A 19,839-nucleotide genomic window follows, 5' to 3' on the forward strand; every position below is an offset into this window, starting at 1 on the left:
TAGACCACGTTCCGGGAGCCAGGGGCGAGCCAGGGGGGTTTCCTGATGGCGGTGGAATTCCGCGTACTGGGGCCGGTGGAGGCGCACGTCGACGGCCGGTGGGTCGAGTTGGGCCCGGCCCGGCAGCGGTGGGTGCTGGCGGTGCTGCTGGTCGAGGCCAACCGGTTGCTGCCGGCCGATCGGCTGCTCGACCACGTGTGGGGCGATCGGGTCCCGAGCAGGGGTCGGGATGTGCTGTACGGCTACCTGTCGCGGTTGCGGCGGGTCCTGCGGGCCACCGGCGAAGCCGACATCGTCCGTCGCACCGGTGGTTACGAGCTGGTCGTGGACGAGGGCGTGGTCGACGTGCACCGGTTCCGCCGGTTGCTGGCCGACGCCCGTGCGACCGACGACGCCCGCGCGGTGGCGATGTTGGAGCAGGCGTTGGGTTTGTGGCGGGGTGAGGTGTGCGCCGGCCTGGACACCTCGTGGGTCGACGCCCTGCGCGCCGAGTTGGACCGGCAGCGGTTCACCGCCGAACTCGACCGCGCCGAGTTCCGGGTGCGCACCGGCCGCCACGCGGAGGCCCTGGCCGACCTGTCCGCGCTGAGCGCAGCCCACCCGCTGGACGAGCGGGTGGCCGCGCAGTTCATGCTCGCGCTGTGCCGCAGTGGTCGCCAGGCCGACGCCCTGGCGCACTACCAGCGGATGCGCGTCCGGCTCGCCGACGACCTCGGCGCCGATCCCGGACCATCCCTGCGGGAACTCCACCAGCGCATCCTGACCTCCGACCCGGCCCTCACCCACGCCGTCCCGGACGCGGGCACGAGCAGGTCACCGGTGGTGCCCCGGCAACTGCCGGCCGCGCCCGCCCTGTTCACCGGCCGCCGCGCGGAGCTGGCCCGGCTGGACCACACCCTCGCCACCGCCCCCGACGACCCGGCCGCGCCGGGACCGGCGGCCGCGGGGACGGCGGTGATGATCTCGGCGATCGGCGGTGCCGGCGGGATCGGCAAGACCTGGCTCGCCCTGACCTGGGCCCACCGCAACCTGCACCGCTTCCCCGACGGGCAGCTCTTCGCCGACCTGCGGGGGTTCAGCCCCACCGGGGAGCCGACGGGCCCGGCGGTGGCGGTGCGCGGGTTCCTCGACGCACTGGGCGTCGACCCCCGCCGCGTCCCGCCCGACCTGGACGCCAGGGTGGCGCTGTACCGCAGCCTGGTGGCGGGGCGGCGGATGCTGGTCGTCCTGGACAACGCCGCCACCAGCGAGCAGGTCGTGCCGCTGCTGCCCGGCAGCCCGACCTGCACCGTGCTGGTCACCGGCCGCCACCGGCTGGCCTCCCTGATCGACCGGCACGGCACCCGCCACCTGGCCCTGGACGTCCTGGACCGCGACGAGGGCCGCGCCCTGCTGGCCGCGCGCATCGGCGCCGACCGCGTCGCAGGCGAGCCCGACGCCGTGGACGAACTCGTCGAGCTGTGCGGCGGCTACCCGCTGGCCCTGTCGATCACCGCCCGCAACGCCGCCACCCGCGCCGCCATCGCCCTGCGCGAGGTCGCCGCCGAACTGCGCGAACTGGGCCTGGAGGTGCTCGACCACGACACCGACCACACCGCCAGCCTGCCCGCGGTGCTGTCCTGGTCCCTGCGCCGGCTCACCGACGAGCAGCGCACCGTCTTCGCGCTGCTCGGGATCGCGCCCGGACCCGACACCACCCCGGCCGCCGCGATCGCCCTCACCGGCCTGTCTTCGGCCCGCACGCGCAAGGCGCTGTCCGCCCTGGAGGAGGCGTCGCTGCTCGACCGGCGGCCGGGCGGCCGGTACGCGATGCACGACCTGGTCCGGGACTACGCCGGCACCACGGCCCGCGCCACCCTGCCCGAGGACGTGCGGGAGGCGGCCCTGGTCCGGGTGATGGGCTTCCACCTGCACACCGCGCACACCGCCGACCACCTCCTGGACCCGCACCACTCGTTCCTGCGCCCCGACCCGCCCGCGTCCGACGTCCACCCGCTCCCGCTGCCCGACGCCGCGGCCGCGACCGCCTGGCTGGCCGCCGAGCACGCCACCCTCCTGGCCACGCAGCACGCCGCCGCCGCACTCGGCCGCCACCACGTCGTCTGGCACCTCGCCTGGACGCTGCACACCTTCCACCTCCGCCGGGGGCACCTCCGCGACGCGCTCGTCGTGTGGCGGACCGCGCTGGACGCCGCCGACCACCTGCCCGACCCCGCCGCGCGCAGCTGCGCCCACCGCAACCTCGGCCAGGCGTACTCCCTGCTGGGCCTGCACGAGGAGGCCGCGCGGCACCTGGACCGGGCCCTCGACCTGGCGGTGCGCCACCACGACACCGCCGAGCAGGCGCACACCCACCACAAGCTCGCGCTCGCCCGCGAACGGCGGGGGGACGACCGAGGGGCCCTGGAGCACGCCCGACACGCCCTGGCCCTGCACCGCACCCTCGGCCAGCCGGTGATGGAAGCCGCCGCGCTCAACCTGGTGGGCTGGTTCGCGGCGCGCCTGGGCGACTACGACACGGCCCGCGACCACTGCGAGGCCGCCCTCGCCCTGGCCGGCCGCCACCACGACGCGGAGGGTAAGGCGGACACCCTGGACAGCCTCGGGCTCATCGCCCACCGCACCGGCGACCACCGGCGGGCCGTCGACCGCTACCGCCAGGCCCTGGGCCTGTACCGCACCCTGGGGCACACCTACGAGATCGCGAACACCCTCGACAACGCCGGCCACCCCCACGCCGCCCTCGGAGAACGCGACCAGGCCCGCGCGGTGTGGCGGGAAGCCCTGGAGCTGTACCGGGAACAGGGCCGCGACACCGACGTCGAACGCGTCCGACGACAGCTCGACGACCTCGACCCGACGCCGGAGCCGGACGGGCAGCCGAGCGCGGCCGACAGCGCGGGAGAACGGGCGCGGCAGCGGGCGGCAACCGGGACACCCGGCAGCGCACGCCGACCGGGCCCGGCGTCGCGCTCGGAGGACGCCTCCTGACCTCAGGAGCACCCACGCCGCTTGAGGAAGTCCACCACGGTCACGCGCAGCACCACGTCGTCGTTCGGCTATCAGGCCCCCGAACGGTCCATGCCGCGCAGCCGCCGGGTCGGTGTGCATGGCCTGCGGGTCGAACCGGCCGGCGAAGGCGATCATCCCCCGCTCGCTCACCGCCGCGCTGCCGCAGTCGACCACCACGCCGGCCACGTAGTGCTCCAGGTCGGGTCACGGTGTTGTCCGCGGGCAGGGGGCCCGCGGTCCGCGCGTGCCTGGACTGGTCCCACCGCACCACGCACCTCGGGGGCGCTCGGCGCGAGCGTGCCGGCGGCGATGCTCGACGCGCGATGGGTGCGCCGACGGGCCGGGCGCTGCGGATCACCACCGCGGGCCGCGCGCAGCTCGACGGGCTCGCATCGCCTGGTCAAGTCCTTTGTAGACGGTTGCCGACCACGGGCAGGGGTCAAGCGATTTTCCGGTGGGCGGACACATTGGCCTGTTCGTGAGCCTGACCGACGGCGAGGTCGTCGCTCGGACCGCGTGGTAAGCGGTTTCCGCGCACTATCGGTAGGTCCGCGCACGGCGTTGTCGCCGTGCCCCGGCCACGCGCATCGACGACCGCTCAAGGCGCGTGGCCGGGAGTGTCCCAGAGGTCGAGTGGCGTTCCCAGCAGATGAGCGTTCATCCGGCCGATCGCGCGAACGGGTACGGTCCGTCGCGCCGCGACTGATGCGGCCATCGGGGGAGTGTCTGCTCGACGAGCAGGGAGGGAGACGAGCCGTGCGCCGTCGTAAGCGTGGCACCGCTGTTGCCGCGATCACGTTGACCAGCCTCATGGTGCTGAGCGCCTGCGCGAAGGACTCCGGTGGTGTCGTCGCCGGGGCGACCGGCGTCGCGGGTGCCGCGTGCGAGTTCGCGACACCGCCCAGCCCGCCCGCCACGCCGAGCGCCGGCGCGGGGGAGCAGGCCGCCGACGGCGACCGGGTCGACGGGAGCGCGTTGAAGATCGGCCTGGCCTTCGACATCGGCGGTCGCGGTGACGCGTCGTTCAACGACCTCGCCGCCGCCGGGTTCGACCGGGCGATCGCCGACCTGGGCATCAAGGAGGAGAACACCCGCGAGGTCTCCGCCGCGCCGAACGAGGACGAGTCGGTGAAGCGGTCCCGCCTGCGCCAACTCGCGCGGGAGGGCTTCAACCCGATCATCGGCGTCGGCTTCGCGTACACCGAGTCGCTGAAGGTCGTCGCGCCGGAGTTCCCGGACGTCCGGTTCGGCCTGGTGGACTCGGCCGTGGAGGGCGCGGCCAACGTCACGCCACTGGTCTTCGCCGAGCAGGAGGGCGCGTTCCTGGCCGGCGTGGTGGCCGCGTACCAGAGCCGGAAGTGCCACGTCGGCTTCGTGGGCGGCGTCGACATCCCGCTGATCCGGAAGTTCGAGGCCGGGTACGCGCAGGGCGCGCGGGCCGCCGCGCCGAAGGTCGTGGTCGAGCGCAAGTACCTCACGCCGGCCACCGACTTCACCGGGTTCCAGGACCCGGCGAAGGGCCTGGAGACCGCGAAGGGCCTCATCGACAAGGGCGCGGACGTCCTCTACCCCGCCGCGGGCGCGTCCGGCATCGGCGTCTTCTCCGCGGTGAAGCAGGCGGGTGTGCTGGCGATCGGGTGTGACGCCGACCAGTACCACCAGCCGGCGCTCGCGGACACCAGGGACGTGATCGTCGCGTCGAGCCTCAAGCGCGTCGACGTGGCGGTGTACGACTTCGTCCGGGCCGCCGCGCGGAACGACCTGGCCTCGCTGCCGAAGGTCTTCGACCTCAAGGCGAACGGGGTCGGTTACGCCACGTCGGGCGGCAGGGTCGACGCGAAGCTACAGGGGATCGTGGAGGGGTTCAAGGCCGAGATCATCGCGGGCCGGATCGAGGTCGCGGACAAGCCGTAGGCCACCGGCGCACGGCCGGGCGGCTCACCGCGCTGTCGTCGCACCGGCCGTCCGCGCGTGCTCGGGGCCGGTGCCCGTGGTGGCGCGCCGGCGCTCTTCGGCGGCGCGAAGGATGTCGTCGCCGAGCTGCGCGAGGAATCGGCCGGCGGCGACGAGCCGGGTACCGACCGCGGTGCCCGCCCCGAAGACCTCCGCGCCGCGCAGCGCGGTGGCGGAGAGCCGCTGGTTGGCGCGGGCGCCGACCACGGCGGAGCGCGGACCCGCGTCCTCGTCGAGGAAGTACCGGTGGCGCCGGCTCCGGCCGTCGCGGGCGTGGCGGATCAGCCCCTGCCGCCGCAGCAGGCCGACCGCGTGCGAGATGGTCGCCGCGCTGACCCGCAGGTCCCGCGCCGGCTCGGCGGAGGTGCGGCTGCCGGTCTCGGCGGTGAGCAGGCAGGCCATCACGCCGGCGGCGGTGCGCGGCATGCCGGTGTCGACGATGGCCGCGGTCAGGTCCGCCGTGAACGCGGCCACCGCGCCGGGGTCGAGGCCGCCGCGGTCGTCGTCCGGCCGCGCGGGCGCCTGCGGGCGTGGGCTGCGCCGGGCGCGGTGGGTGGTGGCGAACTGGGCCAGGTCGGCGCGGTAGCGGCCGGGTCCGCCGTTGCGCGCGACCTCGCGGCTCACCGTCGAGGTGGGGCGGCCCAAACGGCGGGCGATCCCGGCGTAGTCCAAGCCCTGCGCCAAGCCCGCGGCGATCCGCCGCCGGTCGGCTCCGGTCAGCCTGCTCCCTGGCATTCGGCCGGCCCCTCCGCTTCGGTCGTCCCGACGCCAGTATGCGAGCCGGTGGTCGGCCATTGCAAAGGACGGCTGCCGGCGTGCATTGGCCGGCAATGTCATTGCAATCGCGATCATCGCTGTGACCAGCTAGGACAGCGCGAATCCGGGGCGGCGTCCGTTGACCGGTGTTTTGCGCTCTGCCCAACGTTCGCGCCATGCGTGCCAAGGGCATCACCTACGACACCGGCTTCGCCCCCGGCGGGCGGAGCACACGACCCGGCTTCGACACCGACGCCGTGCGCCGGGAGATCCGTGTCATCGCCGAAGACCTGCACTGCGACGCCGTGCGGGTCATCGGCGGCGACCCGCAGCGGCTGGCGGTCGCCGCCGGGTACGCCGCCGACGCGGGGCTGGAGGTCTGGTTCTCCCCGTTCCCGTGCGAACTGTCCACAACGGACCTGCCGCCGTACTTCGCCGACTGCGCGGACCGCGCCAGGGAGGTGGGGGCGGACGTCTTCGTCACCGGCTGCGAACTGAGCCTGTTCGCCGCCGGTTTCGTGCCGGGGGACGACAGCCTCGCCCGGATCAAGGCCGTGGCGAGCAGCAATCCCGACCCCGACGAGGCGGCGGCTCGGCTCGGCGCGATCGCCGTCCGGTTGAACGCCGTGCTGTCCGACGCCGTGGCGGCGGTGCGCGAACGGTTCCGCGGCAGGGTCACCTACGCCGCCGGCACGTGGGAGCAGGTCGACTGGACCCCCTTCGACATCGTGGGCGTCGACGCCTACGGGGACGCCGGTGACGCCTTCCGCCAGGGACTGCGGGAGTACCTCGGGCACGGCAAGCCGCTCGCGGCGACCGAGTTCGGCTGCTGCACCTACCGGGGCGCGGCCGAGCGCGGCGGCATCGGTTGGGACGTCGTCGACCACGACGCCGACCCGCCCCGCGTCCGCGGCGACCACATCCGCGACGAGGAGGAGCAGGCCCGCCACCTGCGCGACATGGTGGCGCTGTTCGACGAGGAAGGCGTGGACAGCGCCTTCTGGTTCACCTTCGCCAACTACGGGTTCCCGCACCACCCGGACCCGCGCTTCGACCTCGACCTGGCTTCCTACGGGGTGTGCAAGGTCATGGCCGACGGCAGCCTGGTGCCCAAGCGGTCCTTCCACGCGATGGCCGAGGCGTACCGGGGTCTCCGGGAACGTGGGGGTGATGCCTGAGGGTTCGCGCTCATGGCGGTTCCGTCCGCCCGGTCAGGCAGTGCTGCACCAGGGGGCCGAACCGGGCGACCAGCTCGTCCACCGATGACGAGGCGATCGGTTCGATCCGCACGATGTACCGCGCCACCGCGAGGCCCAGGATCTGCACGTTGACCATGCCCGCCCGCAGCGCGGCGTCCGGTGTGCCGAGCAGCGCGGCGAGCCGTTCGGTGATCTCCCGGTCGATGAACTCGCGCAGCAGCGCCTCGGACTGCGCGTCGGTGGGCGCGGACCTCGTCAGCATCACGAGCGGGGTGCGGTCGGACTTCTCCAGGTTCTCCAGCAGCGTGCGGACGATGCGCTCGCCGATGGTGTCCAGGCCGCCGGTGAAGATCGACTCGATGGCCGGCGGGATGTTGTCGGACATCTCGATCGCCGCGCCGAGCAGGCCCTGCTTGGTGCCGAAGAAGTAGAACACCATCGCCGGGTCGACGCCCGCCGCGGTGGCGATCGCGCGGACGGTCGTGCCGCCGTAGCCGTGCCTGCCGAACAACTCGCGGGCGGCCTGGAGGATGCGCTGCCTGCTCTCCGCGCCGGATCGCCAGCGTCCGGGGCGTTGGTGGGTCCCTCGTTCTGCCATGACCGCCCAAGCCTAACACCCCTTCTTCATCGCCTGGTGGAGTTTCGCCCGGACCCGACGTAGGGTGTTCTTCATCAGGCGATGAAGATTGGGGATGGCGGCATGAGGGTGGTCGTGGTCGGGGCAGGCCCCGGTGGGTTGACGCTGGCTCACGGGTTGCGCCGGGCGGGCGTCGACGTCGTGGTGTACGAGCGGGACGGCGCATCGGGGCGTCGGCAGGGGATCAGCCTGCACGTCGACGAGCGCGGCGCGTCGGCGCTGCGGTCGTGCCTGCCCCCGGCGCACGTCGCGATGGTGGAGGCCACCGGTGGCGGGCCGCGCGAGCGGACCCTGACCCTGTCCGAAGTGGACGGGGTGCTCAAGGTGGTGGGTGAGCAGCCGACCGACGGCAGGGCGGGCCGCGCCTTACCCGGTCGACAGGTCCACCGCCCGCTGTTGCGGGCGGTGCTGCTGACGGGGCTGGAGGACGTGGTCCGGTTCGGCGCGGAGTTCACGCGTTTCGAGCAACGGGCGGACGGCACGGTCGGGGTGTGGTTCGCCGACGGCGGCCGGGACACCGCGGACGTGCTGGTCGGCGCGGACGGGATCGGGTCGGCGGTGCGCCGCCAGTACCTGCCGCACGTGCGGGTGGTCGACACGGGACAGCGGATGCTCATGGGCGCGACACCGCTGCGGGCCCTGGTCGGTACGGGGTTGCCCGAGCTGGTGGGCGACAGCCCGGCCCGCGTGCGGGCGCGCGGCACGATGGTGGTGCTGGGCGTGCTGCGGTTCACCGAGCCGCCGGCGGCGGCGCGGGAGCGGTGGCTGCCCGCCCTGCGGCGCGGCGCGGTCGCCGGGGTCGAGGACTACGTGATGTGGGCCTTGCCCGTCGCGCGGGAGCGCCTCGGATCGCCGGACTCGGTGTGGCGTCGGGCGCGGGAGCAGGCCGTCGACCTGCCCCCGGTCCTGCGGCTGGTCGTCGACGAGGCTTGGCCGGACGTCACGGTCGAGCTGCGGATGGGCGTGATCCCGCCGACGCCCGCGTGGCCCGCCGGTCCGGTGACGGTCGTCGGCGACGCCGTCCACTCGGCTCGGGGTTTCGGCGGCAACCTCGCCATGCGGGACGCGCACCGCCTCTGCGAGGCGCTGGTCGAGGCGCACCGCGGTCGGCTCGGCTTGCTCGACGCGATCGGCCGCTACGAGGACTCGTTACGCCGCACCGGCTTCGCGCCTGGCGCGGCGGAGGTGGACCGGTGAGCCTCAACGTGCTGACGGAGAAGTCCCTGTCGTTGTTCAGCGCGGTGGGCGGTTGGCGCACGGTGGCCGAGGGCGTCGCGTCCAGGGTGCTGTTCCTCGTCGCGTACCTGCTGACCGGGCAGGTGTCGACCTCCGCGCTGGTCGCGGTCGGCGGCGTGGTGGCGTTCGCCGCGGTGCGGATGTGCACCGACCGCAAGTTCTGGCAGCCGGCGGCCGGGTTGGCCGTGGTCGGTGCCTCGGCGCTGGTGGCCGGGAACACCGGGCAGGCGGTCGACTTCTACCTCTCCACCGTGCTCACGCAGGCGGGCGCGGGCGTGCTGTTCGGGGTGTCGATGGTGGTGGGGTGGCCGGTGATCGGGTTGGTGGTGGGCACGGTGCGCGGTGAACGCCTCGCCTGGCGGCGCGATCGCCGGCAGCGGCGGCGTTACCAGCTGTGCACGGCGGTGTTCCTGGCGAAGTTCGCCATCGCCACGGCAGTGTTGGTGCCCCTGCACGCGTCCGGCATCCTGGTCCCGCTCGGCATCGCCGCCACCCTGCTGGGAGGCGCACCCGCCGCGGGGGCCTGCGTCTACCTGTGCCGGCGCTTGCTGCGCGCGGCCCCACAGCCCGGCTAGCGATCCACCGCGCCGACCCACCGCTCGACCGCGTTCGCCGTGTCGACCTCCCGGCGGGGCAGGTCGGTTACAAGGGGTGGATGGGTGGTGAACGGGGAAGGGCAGCGGGGTGGTGGCCGGTGAGGGTGGTTGTGCGGAGTCGGTGCGGCGGGGTGGTTCCGGTATGCGGTGGCGTTGACGGGTGGGGATCGGCCCCAGTGTCGGCCACCTGCGCGGGGGTGAGCACCTGGAGACCGTGCTGGGGTGGTGTGCCGACCCCGGCATCCGGTACGTGACCGTGTTCCTCGCGTCGAGCGACAACCTGCGCGAGCGCGGCTCGGCCGCCGGCGGCCGTCGTGGTCCGAGCTGTGGCACGATCACCGCATGACCGCGCAGGTGTCCGCGTCGTGGGACCGCATCGAGGAGTGGTGCCGGGACAACGGGATCCAGCACGTCCTGCGGCCACCCGCCGCGCCCGCCGGGATCGCGGCGGCCGAGGCGGAGGTCGGGCACCGCTTCCCCGCGGACCTGGTGGAGTCGTTGCGCTGCCACGACGGCACGTCCACCCGGCCGATGAACTTCCTGGTGCCGACGCGGTGGACCCTGCTGCCGCTGGCGCGGGTGGTCGAGGACTGGCGGCGGAGGACCGCGCAGCTCGCCGAGCGCCAGGCGGCGGAGGTCGACGACATGGGCGACGAGGACGACGAGGACTGGTCCGATGTCGAGGAGGGCGAGGAGGACGCGTTTTGGGGCTGGCACCCGGCCTGGCTGCCGATCGCCCTCGACGACACCGGGTGCAGCCTCGTCGTGGAGCTGAGGGAGGGTGACCGGCTCGGCGCGGTCGGGCAGCTCGACCCGCAGTCGAATCCGCGGTTCGACGGCGTGAACACGTACCCGTCGGTCGCGGCGCTGTTGGCGTACACGGCGGATGCGCTGCACGGGAGCGGCACTGCGACCGCGACCGCCGAGAACGACGGAGTCCACTGGAGGTGAACCGGCGCTCCCGGCGCGGTGGGGCTCGTTCGCCCGCGAGCGAATCGGACGGTTCGGCGAAAGCCCGACGGGGTACTCCCACCGCAGACGACTCGGGGAGGCTTCGGTGGCTCAGCGGGTTTCACGGGGGAAGGTCGTTCTGTTCGGGCTGCTCGCCGGTGGGCTGTTCGGCGTCACCCACGGTTTGCAGCGTGACAGCCTGTGGGCCGGCGTGGTGTTCGGAGCGTTGTTCGGTGCGGTGATGGCCGTGTCGATGCGGCGGGTGTGGGGTTCGACCGCGTTGCGCGGCTTGAACTTCGGCGAGCGCCGTGCCGTCTCCCGCGCGATGAGGCAGGGCGTGCCGGTCGAGGACCCGAGGCTCGCCCGACCGCTGGTCGACCAGGCCGATGCGGTGCTGGCCACGCCGTTCCCGCTGAAGACTCTGCGGGTGATGTTCGCGTTGCCGGGGCTGCTCGGCCTGGTGGTCGGAGTCCTGGGGTTCCTGGACGAGGGTCCGGCGGGACTGGTGGCCGGGGTGCCGCTCCTGGTGATCGCGCTGGTGCTGCTGTTCGTCGTCATCCCCTTCGGCCTGCGGCAGCGCGAGCGGGTCCGTCGGTCGCGGGACGTCACGCGGGAGCGGTATCAACTGTCCGAAGTGGAGTGATCGGGGACTGGGGCGGTCGCGCACGCCCATCCGGGCACGGCCGCACCGGCCTCCTGCCGCCCCGACCACCCGTCGCCCCGACCACCCGCAGCCCGGCCCGCGCCGTCGCCGCCCGGCCGGCCCGGTGATCGAGGCGGCGACCTCGGCCGACCGATCCGGGTCGCGCAGGACCAAGATGTGTGCGCCCAGTGGCAAAGCCGGTCCGCCCGGCGGTTGAATACTCGCGAGCCATGAGCCGAAGCGAGTCGCGGGATCACACGGCGTTGGCCCGGAACGTGCTCGGAGTGCCCGGCATCGTCTTCCTCGTGCTGGCCGCCGTCGCGCCGCTGACCGGGATGGTGGTGATCGCGGCCATCGGCATCGCGGTCGGCAACGGCGGCGGCATGGTCGTGGCGTTCGTCCTGGCGACGGTCGTGCTGCTGCTGTTCGCGGTGGGCTACGCGCAGATGTCCAAGGTGCTCACCAGCGCCGGCGGCTTCTACGCGTTCGTGGTGCGGGGGCTGGGCAGGGTCGTCGGCCTCGTCGCGGGGTTCATCGCCATGCTCGGCTACAACTGCTTCGTCGCCGGCGCGATCGGCACCAGCGGGTTCTTCACCTCCACCGGGATCGCGGAGGTGTTCGGGCTGGACCTCGACTGGGCCGTGTGGAGCGCGCTGTCGGTGGTGCTGGTGTTCCTGCTCGGCCGCCGGGGCATCGGCGTCAGCGCCAGGGTGCTCGCGGTCTGCCTGGTGCTGGAGGTGTCCATCCTGCTGCTGCTGGACGTCAGCGTGCTGGTCCGGCACGGGTTCTCGCTGTCGGTGTTCGACCCGTCGGTGGTGCTGCACGGCGCGAGCGGGTTGGCCCTGCTGTTCGCCGCGAACGCGTTCATCGGCTTCGAGGCGACGGCGCTGTTCGGCGAGGAGGCGAAGCGGCCCCACCGGACGATCCCGCGGGCGACCTACATCGCGATCGGGTTCATCGGCGTCTTCGCCGCGTTCACCACCTGGGCCGTGGTCAGCGCGGTCGGCGTCGCGCAGGCCCAGGACGTCGCCCGCGCGCACCTGTCGACCGGCGACCTGGTCTTCTCCGTGGCGCGGGAGCACCTGGGTGACGCGCTGACCAAGCTGATGACGCTGCTGCTGGTGGTCAGCCTGTTCGCCGCGCTGCTGGCGCTGCACAACTCGGCCACCCGCTACCTGTACGCGTTGGGCCGGGTGGGCGTGCTGCCGCGACGGCTGGGGCGCACCCGCGCGGGCACGGGCGCGCCGCAGAACGCGGCGATCGCGCAGCTGGCGTTCGCCTCGGTGGTCGCGCTGGTCTTCCGGCTGGCGGGCCTGGACCCGGTCGCCTCGCTGACCGCGAGCATGACCGGCCTCGGCACGCTCGGCATCCTGCTCCTCCAGTTCCTCGCGGCGGCGGCGATCGTGGTCCACTTCCGCCGGGTCGGCGACCGGCGGTTCACCCGGACGGCGCTCGCGCCCGGACTGGGCGCGCTCGGCCTGGCCGTGATCGTGGCGCTGGCGGTCGCGAACTTCCCCACGCTGGCCGGTTCCGACAACCCGGTCATCGCCCGCCTGCCCTGGCTGCTGCCGGTGGTCGCGGTGGCGGGCCTGGCGACGGCGCTGTGGCTGCGCAGGCACCGCCCGTCGGTCTACCGGGCGTTGAGCACGGACCTGGAACGCGACCCGGCCCCGGCCGACCACCGGGTCGGCCCGGACAGCGGCGCCTGACCCGGCCGGGCGCCGCTGTCCGGCCGCCGCTGCCCGGCCGGACCGGTGTCAGGCCGCGTGCCCTCCGTGCGCAGGCACGACGACGACCGGGCACGTCGCGTGCTCCAGGCAGTGCCGGATCACCGAACCGAGGACCGTGACGCCGCCCCGGCTGTACCCGTGGCGGCCGAGCACCAGGCTGTCGGCTTCCTCGGCCAGTTCCACCAGGGCGGGACCGGGTTCGCCGTCGAGCACCGACTCCTCCACCTGCACGCCGCCCTCGGACCCCATGCGCGTGACGGTGTCGTGCATCATGCGCAGGCGGGCGGTGTGGAACAGGTCCACGTCCCCGGTGGGCGTTCGGAGTCCGCACACCGACACCGCGACCACGACCCCACCTTCCCGCATGTGTCGCACGGCCCACCGCAGGGCTGCGGCACTGGCCGCCGTGTTGTCCATGCCGACGACGATCCGACTGGCCTCCATCACGCCTCCTCGCATAGGGCGCCCCGCAACGGGCTCGCCCGGAATCCGGCCGTGTCCGCCCCGCGTCGATCCGGACGAGCGCCGCGAGGTGAATGGAAATGCGAGCGCTCGACTCGGCACATCGCCGGACACGCACCTGAAATGGTCGAACCGCCGCGTATTCCTGTCGAGTCGCCGCAGTGATCTTTATGCTCTTTTTATAACCTTCGCCGATTGAATCAAAGGATGATTTACCAATCCTTCGCGCTGATTTGACCCGGTGGCGCGTGGCGCTCCCGGACCCACCGGCGCCGGTGGGTCCGGGAGCGCCCGGTTCCGCGCGTGGTGGCGGCACGGCGGCGGAACACCACGACCGACGACGCCCGCACCACGCCGCCGTCCGCCGAACGGCCCGGTCGCGGACCGGCGGCCGGCGCATTGGTGCCAACAGGGGTACCGGACGCTTTCCCGGCCACTACGGTCGGGAGTTGAGCGGTACCACACTCCAGAAGTTCGTCCGCTGCCGGGCTTCCTCGTTCCGCAGGAGGTCGGAAAATATGATGTGGATTCGACGCATCTCCTTGATCGCTGCCGCCGTCATCGCCGGATCGCTCATCGCCGGGCCCGCGTCGGCGACTGGTCCGCAGGAAGGGTCCCAAGTCGAACCCCTCATCATCGGTGGCAGGGTCGTCACCACCCCCTACTCGTTCTTCGCGTCGCTGCAACGCGGTGGCCGGCACTTCTGCGGGGCGTCGCTCATCGCCCCCCAGTGGCTGGTCACCGCCAAGCACTGCGTCCAGGGGCCGACCGGTGGCGGTTTCTCCGCCCGGATCGGCTCGCTCAACACCGGTTCCGGCGGCGAACTCGTCACCGCGTCCGGCGCGATCCTCGGTGAGAACGACATCGCCGTGGTGAAGCTGTCGAGGCCCGCGTCCTCCCAGCCCGTCAGGATCGCGGCGAGCACCCCGGCCGTCGGCACCGTCAACAAGCTGATCGGCCACGGTCAGACGTGCGGCACCCCCGGTTGCGGCGGCGCCTCGCCGCAGCTCCGCGAGGTGGACACGACCACCGTCGCGGACTCCAGGTGCACCGCCTCCTTCAAGCGGGGCAAGGAGATCTGCTTCCAGGGCGCGCGGGGTACCAGCGCCTGCTACGGCGACTCGGGTGGGCCGTCCATCCTGAACGGCGAGCTGACCGGGGCTACCAGCCGGTCGGGCAACAACAGCCGCAACTGCCTCGACGGCCCCGGCATCTACAACAGCGTGCCCGGCTACCGGGGTTGGATCGACCAGGTCACCGGTGGTGCGGTGACCGCGTGGGAAGCGACCTCGTAGACGCGTGACGCCGGGACCGCGTGGTCGGCGATCCGCCGGCGGATCCCGACATCCCGGTGCGCGACTGTGCGTGAACGGGTGTGGTGGGAGCCGGCGTTCCCACCACACCCGGCGTTCCTCCTTCGCCGACGCCCAGGCGATGGCCTGTCGAGTCCACCACGTCGCGCAGGTCGAGAACGAGGCCAAGACGTCCACCGTCACCGAACCGGGCGCCGCGGACGTGTCGTCGGCGCAGGGCGTCGGCGTCGTGGTCTGCGCCCGCTCGACCACGCTCGGCCGGGCCCTCTTCGACGGCCTCGCACACTGGGAGTGGCACACCCACCCTTCCGTTCCCGAACGGAACTAACCTCGAAAACGTGGACGGCAACGCGATCGGTGAGTTCCTCAAGGCCAGGCGCGCGCGGGTGCGGCCGGAGGACGTCGACCTGGCGCCCGGCACCCGCAGGCGGGTGTCCGGCCTGCGTCGGACCGAGGTCGCGCTGCTGGCCGGCGTGAGCGACGACTACTACGTGCGGCTGGAGCAGGGCCGCGAGCGGAACCCGTCCCCGCAGGTCGTCGACGCGCTCGCGCGGGCGCTGGACCTCGACGAGGACGCCAGGGCCTACCTGCACGACCTGGCCAGGCCCCGCCCGCGGCCACGTGTGCGTGCGCGGAAGGAACAGGTCAGCCCGGCGCTGGCGGCCATGATGGCCGCCTGGACCAGCACTCCCGCGGTCGTGCTCGGGCGGTGCATGAACGTGCTGGCCCACAACCAGCTCGGCGAGGCCCTGTTCGCCGGCCACACCTACAGCGACGACCTGGTGCGGCTGGTGTTCCTCGACCCGGACGCCCGCGACTTCTACCCGGACTGGGAACGCGTGGCCATCAACACCGTCGGCGGCCTGCGCTCGCACGCCGACCCCGACGACCAGCGGCTCATCCGGACCGTCGGGGAACTGTCGCTCAAGAGCGAGGACTTCCGCAGGCTCTGGGCCCGGCACGACATCCGCCAGAAGGGCCGCGAGACCAAGCGTTTCCGGCACCCGCTCGTCGGGGAACTGACCCTCACCTACGAGTCGCTCACCGTGAACAGCGCACCAGGCCAGCAACTGGTCGTCTACCAGGCCGAACCCGGCAGCCCGTCCGCCGAGGCGCTGTCGCTGCTGGGCAGCCTGACCGCGCGCTGAGTGCGCATTCCGAATGGACCGGGGCTCGCCCCTGCCTTCGACAAGGAGAACTTCATGACCTCCGTCTGGTTCGTCACCGGTTGTTCGACCGGTCTCGGTCGCGCGATCGCGACGGCCGTACTCGACCGCGGCCGGCGTGCCGTGGTCACCGCCCGCGACCCGGAGCAGGTCGCGGACCTCGGCTCGAACGACCGGGCCCTGGTACTCCCGCTCGACGTCACCGACCACGCCCAGGTCACGGCCGCGGTCGCCGCGGCAGAGGACGCGTTCGGCCGTATCGACGTGCTGGTCAACAACGCCGGCTACGGCTACCTGGCCGCCATCGAGGAGGGCGAGGACGCCGAGGTCCGCGGTTTGTTCGACACCAACGTGCACGGGCTCGTCGACGTCACGAAGGCCGTGCTGCCCGGCATGCGGGCCCGCCGGTCCGGTCACATCGTCACCATCTCGTCGCTGGGTGGGCTGGCCGCGTTCGGCGCGACCGGCTACTACCACGCGACGAAGTTCGCGGTCGAGGGCCTGTCCGAGTCGCTCGCCGCCGAGGTCGCGCCGTTGGGGATCCGCGTGACGATCGTCGAGCCGGGCGCGTTCCGCACCAACTGGTCGGGCCCGTCGATGCGCCAGTCCGCGACGGTCATCGACGACTACGCCGAGACCGCGGGCGCGCGTCGGACCGCAACCCTCGCCACGTACGGACATCAGCCCGGCGATCCGGCACGTGCCGCGCAGGCCGTGCTCACCGCGGTCGAGTCGGACGAGCCGCCGCTGCGGTTGCTGCTCGGCAAGGCCGCCTACGACATCGCGACCGCCCGCCTCGACACGCTGCGCGCCACGTTCGACGAGTGGCGCTCGCTCACCCTGTCCACCGACTACCCGGAGAACTGACATGAAGGTCGTGCTCATCACCGGCGCCAGCAGCGGGATCGGCCACGCGACCGCGCTGCGCCTCGCCCGCGAAGGACACCACGTGGTCGCCGGCGCGCGGCGGGAGGACCGGCTGGCGGAGCTGGCCGGCGAGATCCGTGCCGACGGCGGCAGCGTCGAGACCCGCCGGCTGGACGTGACCGACCGCGAGGACGTCGCGGAGTTCGTCGACGGCGCGGTCGAGCGGCACGGGCGTGTGGACGTGTTCGTGGGCAACGCCGGCGTGATGCCACTGTCCCGGATGGACTCACTGCTGGTCGACGAGTGGGACCGGATGATCGACGTGAACGTGCGCGGGTTGCTGCACGGGATCGCCGCGGCACTGCCGCACTTCCAGCGTGCCGGCAGCGGTCACTTCGTGACGGTGGCGTCGATCGCCGCGCACGCGGTGTCGCCGACGGCAGCCGTCTACGCCGCCACCAAGCACGCCGCCTGGGCGATCACCGAAGGGCTGCGGCAGGAGCTGGAACCGAGCATCCGCGTCACCACGGTCTCGCCCGGCGTGGTGGAGTCCGAACTCGCCGGCACCATCACGGAGGCCGGCGCCAGGGAACGGATGCGCACCTACCGCGCGAACGCCATTCCGTCGGACGCCATTGCCGAGGCCATCTCGTACGCGGTCGGCCAACCGTCCGATGTGGACGTGAACGAGCTGGTGATCCGGCCGGTGCGTCAGCGGTAGCGGCGGTACCACGCCCAGGGGGCCACCGCTGGTTCCTCGCTGCCCTCCGGCTCCACCGTGAGCTGAACGCCGTTCTCGGCCGGCGAGTCGACGGCCCCGATCCGGGCGCTCATCCGCTCGCCGCCGTCCTCGACGTGCCGGTTGCACTCGAACGGGCCGATCCTCCTGCCGCACAAGCGGTCGCCGACGACTGCGGCTGGTCCGGATTGGTGTACCAGTTCGGTGAGGTGTTGTGGAACCCGTTGCGGCCCGACTGCACCGCTGCGGAACTCGTGCAGTCCCATGTCGAGGTACTGCCGCGGAACGCTGTCGAACAAGACGGCGCGCTTGCGCCAGTCCGCGGGGCGCAGCTCGTGCGCCGGCCGGCCTCCGGGTCGTCTTGGGCGGCGATCCGGGCGACCAGCGGGGCGGATCGCCCCCGGAGGACTGGATGTCCACCGGGGGCGATCCGCTCGCGAAGTGCCACGTGCCCCGGTTGCCCGGAGCCGCGCCGTCAGCCGGTGAAGAAGCTGGTGTCGAGCGGGATCGGGGCGAGTTGGTAGTCCTTCGGCGGCTCGACGCCCAGCAGGTGGCGGACCAGGAAGTCCCAGCGCCGGCGGGTGGTGTAGTGCCGGTAGCCGAGCAGCAGGTGCTCCGCGCCCGGCACGATGATCAGGTCGAAGTCCTTGTCGGCCGCGATCAGCTCGTTCACCAGCCGCATGGTGAGGTGCGGTGTGACGTTGTCGTCCAGCTCACCGTGCATGAGCAGCAGCTTGCCCTGCAACCGGGCGGCGTGGGTCGTGTTCGCCGAGTGCTCGTAGGTCGCCTCGTCGAACGGCCCGACGTAGGCGTCGCCCACGTACGGGTGGTAGAGCCGCAGATCGTGGCTGCCGGACTCGGCCACGCCGACGGTGAACACCTCGGGGTGGTCGAGCATGGCCCGCACCGCCGCGTAGCCGCCGCCCGAGGAGCCGCAGACGCCCACCCTGGTCAGGTCGAGCCACGGCCGGGTCTCGGCGAGCTGCCGCAGCGCCGCCACGTGGTCGTCCATGTGGCCGGCGATGGCCTGCGCGCCGTAGGAGGCGTCGTGGAACGCCTTGCTCCGGTTCGGCGTGCCGCGCCCGTCCAGGGCGAGCACGGCGAAGCCGAGCGCGGCCAGGGCCTCGGCGTCGTAGCCGATCAGCCCCGGGTCGAACGCCGGCGACACCCGGTTGACCTGGGGACCCGGATACACGTGGTCGACCACCGGGTAGGAGCTCTCCGGGTCGAAGCCGTGCGGTCGGTGCAGGACGCCGTACAGGTCGGTCTCGCCGTCGGCGGCCTTCACCGTGATGCGCTCGGGCGCGCTCCACCCGCTGGCCTCCAGTTCGGAGACGTCCGCCGCCGCCACCTCCACCAGGACCGCGCCGTCCCAGTCGCGCACGGTCGTCACCGGCGGTTCGGTGACGGTCGAGGCCGAGTCGAGGAAGCAGGAGCCGTCGTCGGCCACGCTGACCTCGTGGTCGAGGTCGTCCTGGGTGATCCGCGCGAACCCACTGCCGTCCAACGCCACCCGGCACACCTGACGGCGGTAGGGGTCGCCCTCGACCAGGCCGTTGGCGGTGAAGTGGACGTACCGGTCGTCGGTGTGCAGGACCTCGTGGACGGCCCATTCCCCGGACGTCAGCTGCACGGGCTCACCGGTGGGGCCGTACAGGTAGAGGTGGCCCCAGCCGTCGCGCTGGGAGTACCACAGCACGCCCTGCGGGAGGACCCTGACGCTCGGCGGGAGCATGGCCACCTGCCTCGCCTCGACGCGGGTGGGGCCGCTCTCCTCCACCAGCGTGGTGACCTCGCCGCTGACGGGGTCGAGGCGGCGCAGGCTGAGCGTGCGCACGTCGCGGGAGTGTTCGAGGTAGTACGCGGCCCTGCCGTCCTCGGCCCACCACGCGTCGCCGGTCACGAACGGCGACGTGTAGTGGAGGGGGAACGGCTCGCCCCCGGACGGCACCGCCTCGCCCGTCACCGCGTCGAAGACGATCATCTCCGCGCGCGGCAGCACATCGTCGCCGGGCACCGCGTAGTGGTAGCTGTGCAGGACGGGACGACCGCCGTCGGCCGGTGCGCTCTCGATCAGGTGCATGAGCGGCACGCCGCGGTTGTCCAGGCGGTGCGTCAGCACCTTCGTGGAGTCCGGTGACCACCGGACCGCGGGCGGCGGGTGTGGCAACCCCAGGCGGCGCAGCAGCATCCAGTAGCGCGCGGCGTCGGGTGCGACGCCGTAAGGCCGCTCCGCGGTGCCGTCCGTGGTCAGCAGGATCTCTTCGCCGGTCTCCAGGACGCGGACGCCCAGGTCGTGCCCGTCGCGGAACACCACGCGGCGACCGTCGGGCGAGACCGACTCGACCGGGTTGTGCTTCGGGAGCCGCGCGCCGAGCGCGGCGACCAGCTCGTCCTCGGTGAGGCCGGTCCTCTTGCCGCCTGCCTTCGGGTCGACGAGGGTGAAGCCTTCGTCGCCCGCGAACCAGAACCTGCCCTTGTGCCAGTTGGGTCGGATCTGCCAACCCTTCACCAGCCCGCTGCGGTTGCGTCCGAGTTGCAGCTCGGCCGCGCGGTATCGGTCTTCCATGTTCCCCCCT

The 19,839-nt window shown here is 72.9% G+C and carries 19 protein-coding genes; 14 read left to right on the forward strand and 5 right to left on the reverse strand.

The window, feature by feature from the left end; genetic code table 11:
• The first annotated feature begins 45 nt into the window (after nt 1–45).
• Complete coding sequence (locus C8E97_RS14030; RefSeq protein ID WP_121005603.1) at nt 46–2,991, forward strand: AfsR/SARP family transcriptional regulator; 2,946 nt, start codon at nt 46–48, stop codon at nt 2,989–2,991.
• Between the two features lie 831 nt (nt 2,992–3,822).
• Nucleotides 3,823–4,926: a BMP family lipoprotein gene (locus C8E97_RS14035; protein ID WP_246019364.1), complete on the forward strand. Its 1,104-nt coding sequence runs from the start codon at nt 3,823–3,825 to the stop codon at nt 4,924–4,926.
• 24 nt (nt 4,927–4,950) lie between these two features.
• Here the strand turns inward: C8E97_RS14035 and C8E97_RS36810 are convergent, their stop codons facing one another.
• Nucleotides 4,951–5,700, reverse strand: coding sequence for a helix-turn-helix domain-containing protein (locus C8E97_RS36810; RefSeq protein ID WP_121005609.1), 750 nt, complete (start codon nt 5,698–5,700; stop codon nt 4,951–4,953).
• Between the two features lie 197 nt (nt 5,701–5,897).
• Between C8E97_RS36810 and C8E97_RS14045 the strand changes: the two genes are divergently transcribed.
• Nucleotides 5,898–6,899 (forward strand): glycoside hydrolase family 113 protein, encoded by a 1,002-nt coding sequence (locus tag C8E97_RS14045; protein ID WP_121005612.1) that lies wholly within the window; start codon nt 5,898–5,900, stop codon nt 6,897–6,899.
• 10 nt (nt 6,900–6,909) lie between these two features.
• Here C8E97_RS14045 and C8E97_RS14050 read toward each other — a convergent pair whose 3' ends face one another.
• Nucleotides 6,910–7,518, reverse strand: coding sequence for a TetR/AcrR family transcriptional regulator (locus C8E97_RS14050; protein WP_121005615.1), 609 nt, complete (start codon nt 7,516–7,518; stop codon nt 6,910–6,912).
• 102 nt (nt 7,519–7,620) lie between these two features.
• On the opposite strand from C8E97_RS14050, the gene C8E97_RS14055 reads away from it, so the two are divergent.
• The 6 genes from C8E97_RS14055 to C8E97_RS14080 all read left to right on the forward strand — a co-directional run bounded on the left by C8E97_RS14055 (nt 7,621) and on the right by C8E97_RS14080 (nt 12,692).
• Nucleotides 7,621–8,754 carry an FAD-dependent oxidoreductase gene (locus C8E97_RS14055; protein ID WP_170211840.1) on the forward strand — a complete coding sequence of 378 codons (1,134 nt, stop codon included), beginning with the start codon at nt 7,621–7,623 and terminating at the stop codon, nt 8,752–8,754.
• Entirely contained in the window at nt 8,751–9,368 is a 618-nt protein-coding gene (locus tag C8E97_RS14060) for a DUF3159 domain-containing protein (protein WP_121005618.1), read from the forward strand. Before C8E97_RS14055 ends, C8E97_RS14060 begins: the two co-directional genes overlap by 4 nt.
• 181 nt (nt 9,369–9,549) lie before the next feature.
• The gene (locus C8E97_RS14065; RefSeq protein ID WP_121005621.1) at nt 9,550–9,735 is read left to right on the forward strand and encodes an undecaprenyl diphosphate synthase family protein; all 186 of its coding nucleotides are present in this window, start codon (nt 9,550–9,552) and stop codon (nt 9,733–9,735) included.
• Complete coding sequence (locus C8E97_RS14070; RefSeq protein ID WP_121005624.1) at nt 9,732–10,340, forward strand: SMI1/KNR4 family protein; 609 nt, start codon at nt 9,732–9,734, stop codon at nt 10,338–10,340. The genes C8E97_RS14065 and C8E97_RS14070 overlap by 4 nt, the downstream gene beginning before the upstream one ends.
• A gap of 106 nt (nt 10,341–10,446) precedes the next feature.
• Nucleotides 10,447–10,983: a hypothetical protein gene (locus C8E97_RS14075; protein WP_121005627.1), complete on the forward strand. Its 537-nt coding sequence runs from the start codon at nt 10,447–10,449 to the stop codon at nt 10,981–10,983.
• Nucleotides 10,984–11,213: 230 nt separating this feature from the next.
• Entirely contained in the window at nt 11,214–12,692 is a 1,479-nt protein-coding gene (locus C8E97_RS14080) for an APC family permease (RefSeq protein WP_121005630.1), read from the forward strand.
• 48 nt (nt 12,693–12,740) lie between these two features.
• On the opposite strand, the gene C8E97_RS14085 is transcribed toward C8E97_RS14080, so the two are convergent.
• A complete protein-coding gene (locus tag C8E97_RS14085) occupies nt 12,741–13,157 on the reverse strand; it encodes a universal stress protein (protein WP_170211842.1) in 417 nt (138 codons plus the stop codon).
• Nucleotides 13,158–13,693: 536 nt separating this feature from the next.
• Between C8E97_RS14085 and C8E97_RS14090 the strand changes: the two genes are divergently transcribed.
• The 5 genes from C8E97_RS14090 to C8E97_RS14110 all read left to right on the forward strand — a co-directional run bounded on the left by C8E97_RS14090 (nt 13,694) and on the right by C8E97_RS14110 (nt 17,242).
• Nucleotides 13,694–14,470: a S1 family peptidase gene (locus C8E97_RS14090; RefSeq protein WP_246018880.1), complete on the forward strand. Its 777-nt coding sequence runs from the start codon at nt 13,694–13,696 to the stop codon at nt 14,468–14,470.
• A 139-nt stretch (nt 14,471–14,609) separates the two neighbouring features.
• Nucleotides 14,610–14,816, forward strand: coding sequence for a hypothetical protein (locus C8E97_RS14095; protein WP_121005636.1), 207 nt, complete (start codon nt 14,610–14,612; stop codon nt 14,814–14,816).
• 10 nt (nt 14,817–14,826) lie between these two features.
• Nucleotides 14,827–15,636, forward strand: coding sequence for a helix-turn-helix transcriptional regulator (locus C8E97_RS14100; protein ID WP_121005639.1), 810 nt, complete (start codon nt 14,827–14,829; stop codon nt 15,634–15,636).
• 54 nt (nt 15,637–15,690) lie between these two features.
• Nucleotides 15,691–16,521: an oxidoreductase gene (locus tag C8E97_RS14105; RefSeq protein ID WP_121005642.1), complete on the forward strand. Its 831-nt coding sequence runs from the start codon at nt 15,691–15,693 to the stop codon at nt 16,519–16,521.
• Between the two features lies 1 nt (nt 16,522).
• On the forward strand, nt 16,523–17,242 hold the full coding sequence (locus C8E97_RS14110) for an SDR family oxidoreductase (RefSeq protein WP_121005645.1): 720 nt from the start codon (nt 16,523–16,525) through the stop codon (nt 17,240–17,242).
• On the opposite strand, the gene C8E97_RS34090 is transcribed toward C8E97_RS14110, so the two are convergent.
• A complete protein-coding gene (locus C8E97_RS34090) occupies nt 17,233–17,559 on the reverse strand; it encodes a hypothetical protein (RefSeq protein ID WP_147455109.1) in 327 nt (108 codons plus the stop codon). The genes C8E97_RS14110 and C8E97_RS34090 overlap by 10 nt on opposite strands.
• A 176-nt stretch (nt 17,560–17,735) precedes the next feature.
• The gene (locus C8E97_RS14120) at nt 17,736–19,829 is read right to left on the reverse strand and encodes a S9 family peptidase (protein ID WP_121005652.1); all 2,094 of its coding nucleotides are present in this window, start codon (nt 19,827–19,829) and stop codon (nt 17,736–17,738) included.
• Between the last annotated feature and the right edge of the window lie 10 nt (nt 19,830–19,839).

It is taken from the genome of Saccharothrix australiensis (assembly GCF_003634935.1).
Taxonomy (GTDB): domain Bacteria; phylum Actinomycetota; class Actinomycetes; order Mycobacteriales; family Pseudonocardiaceae; genus Actinosynnema; species Actinosynnema australiense.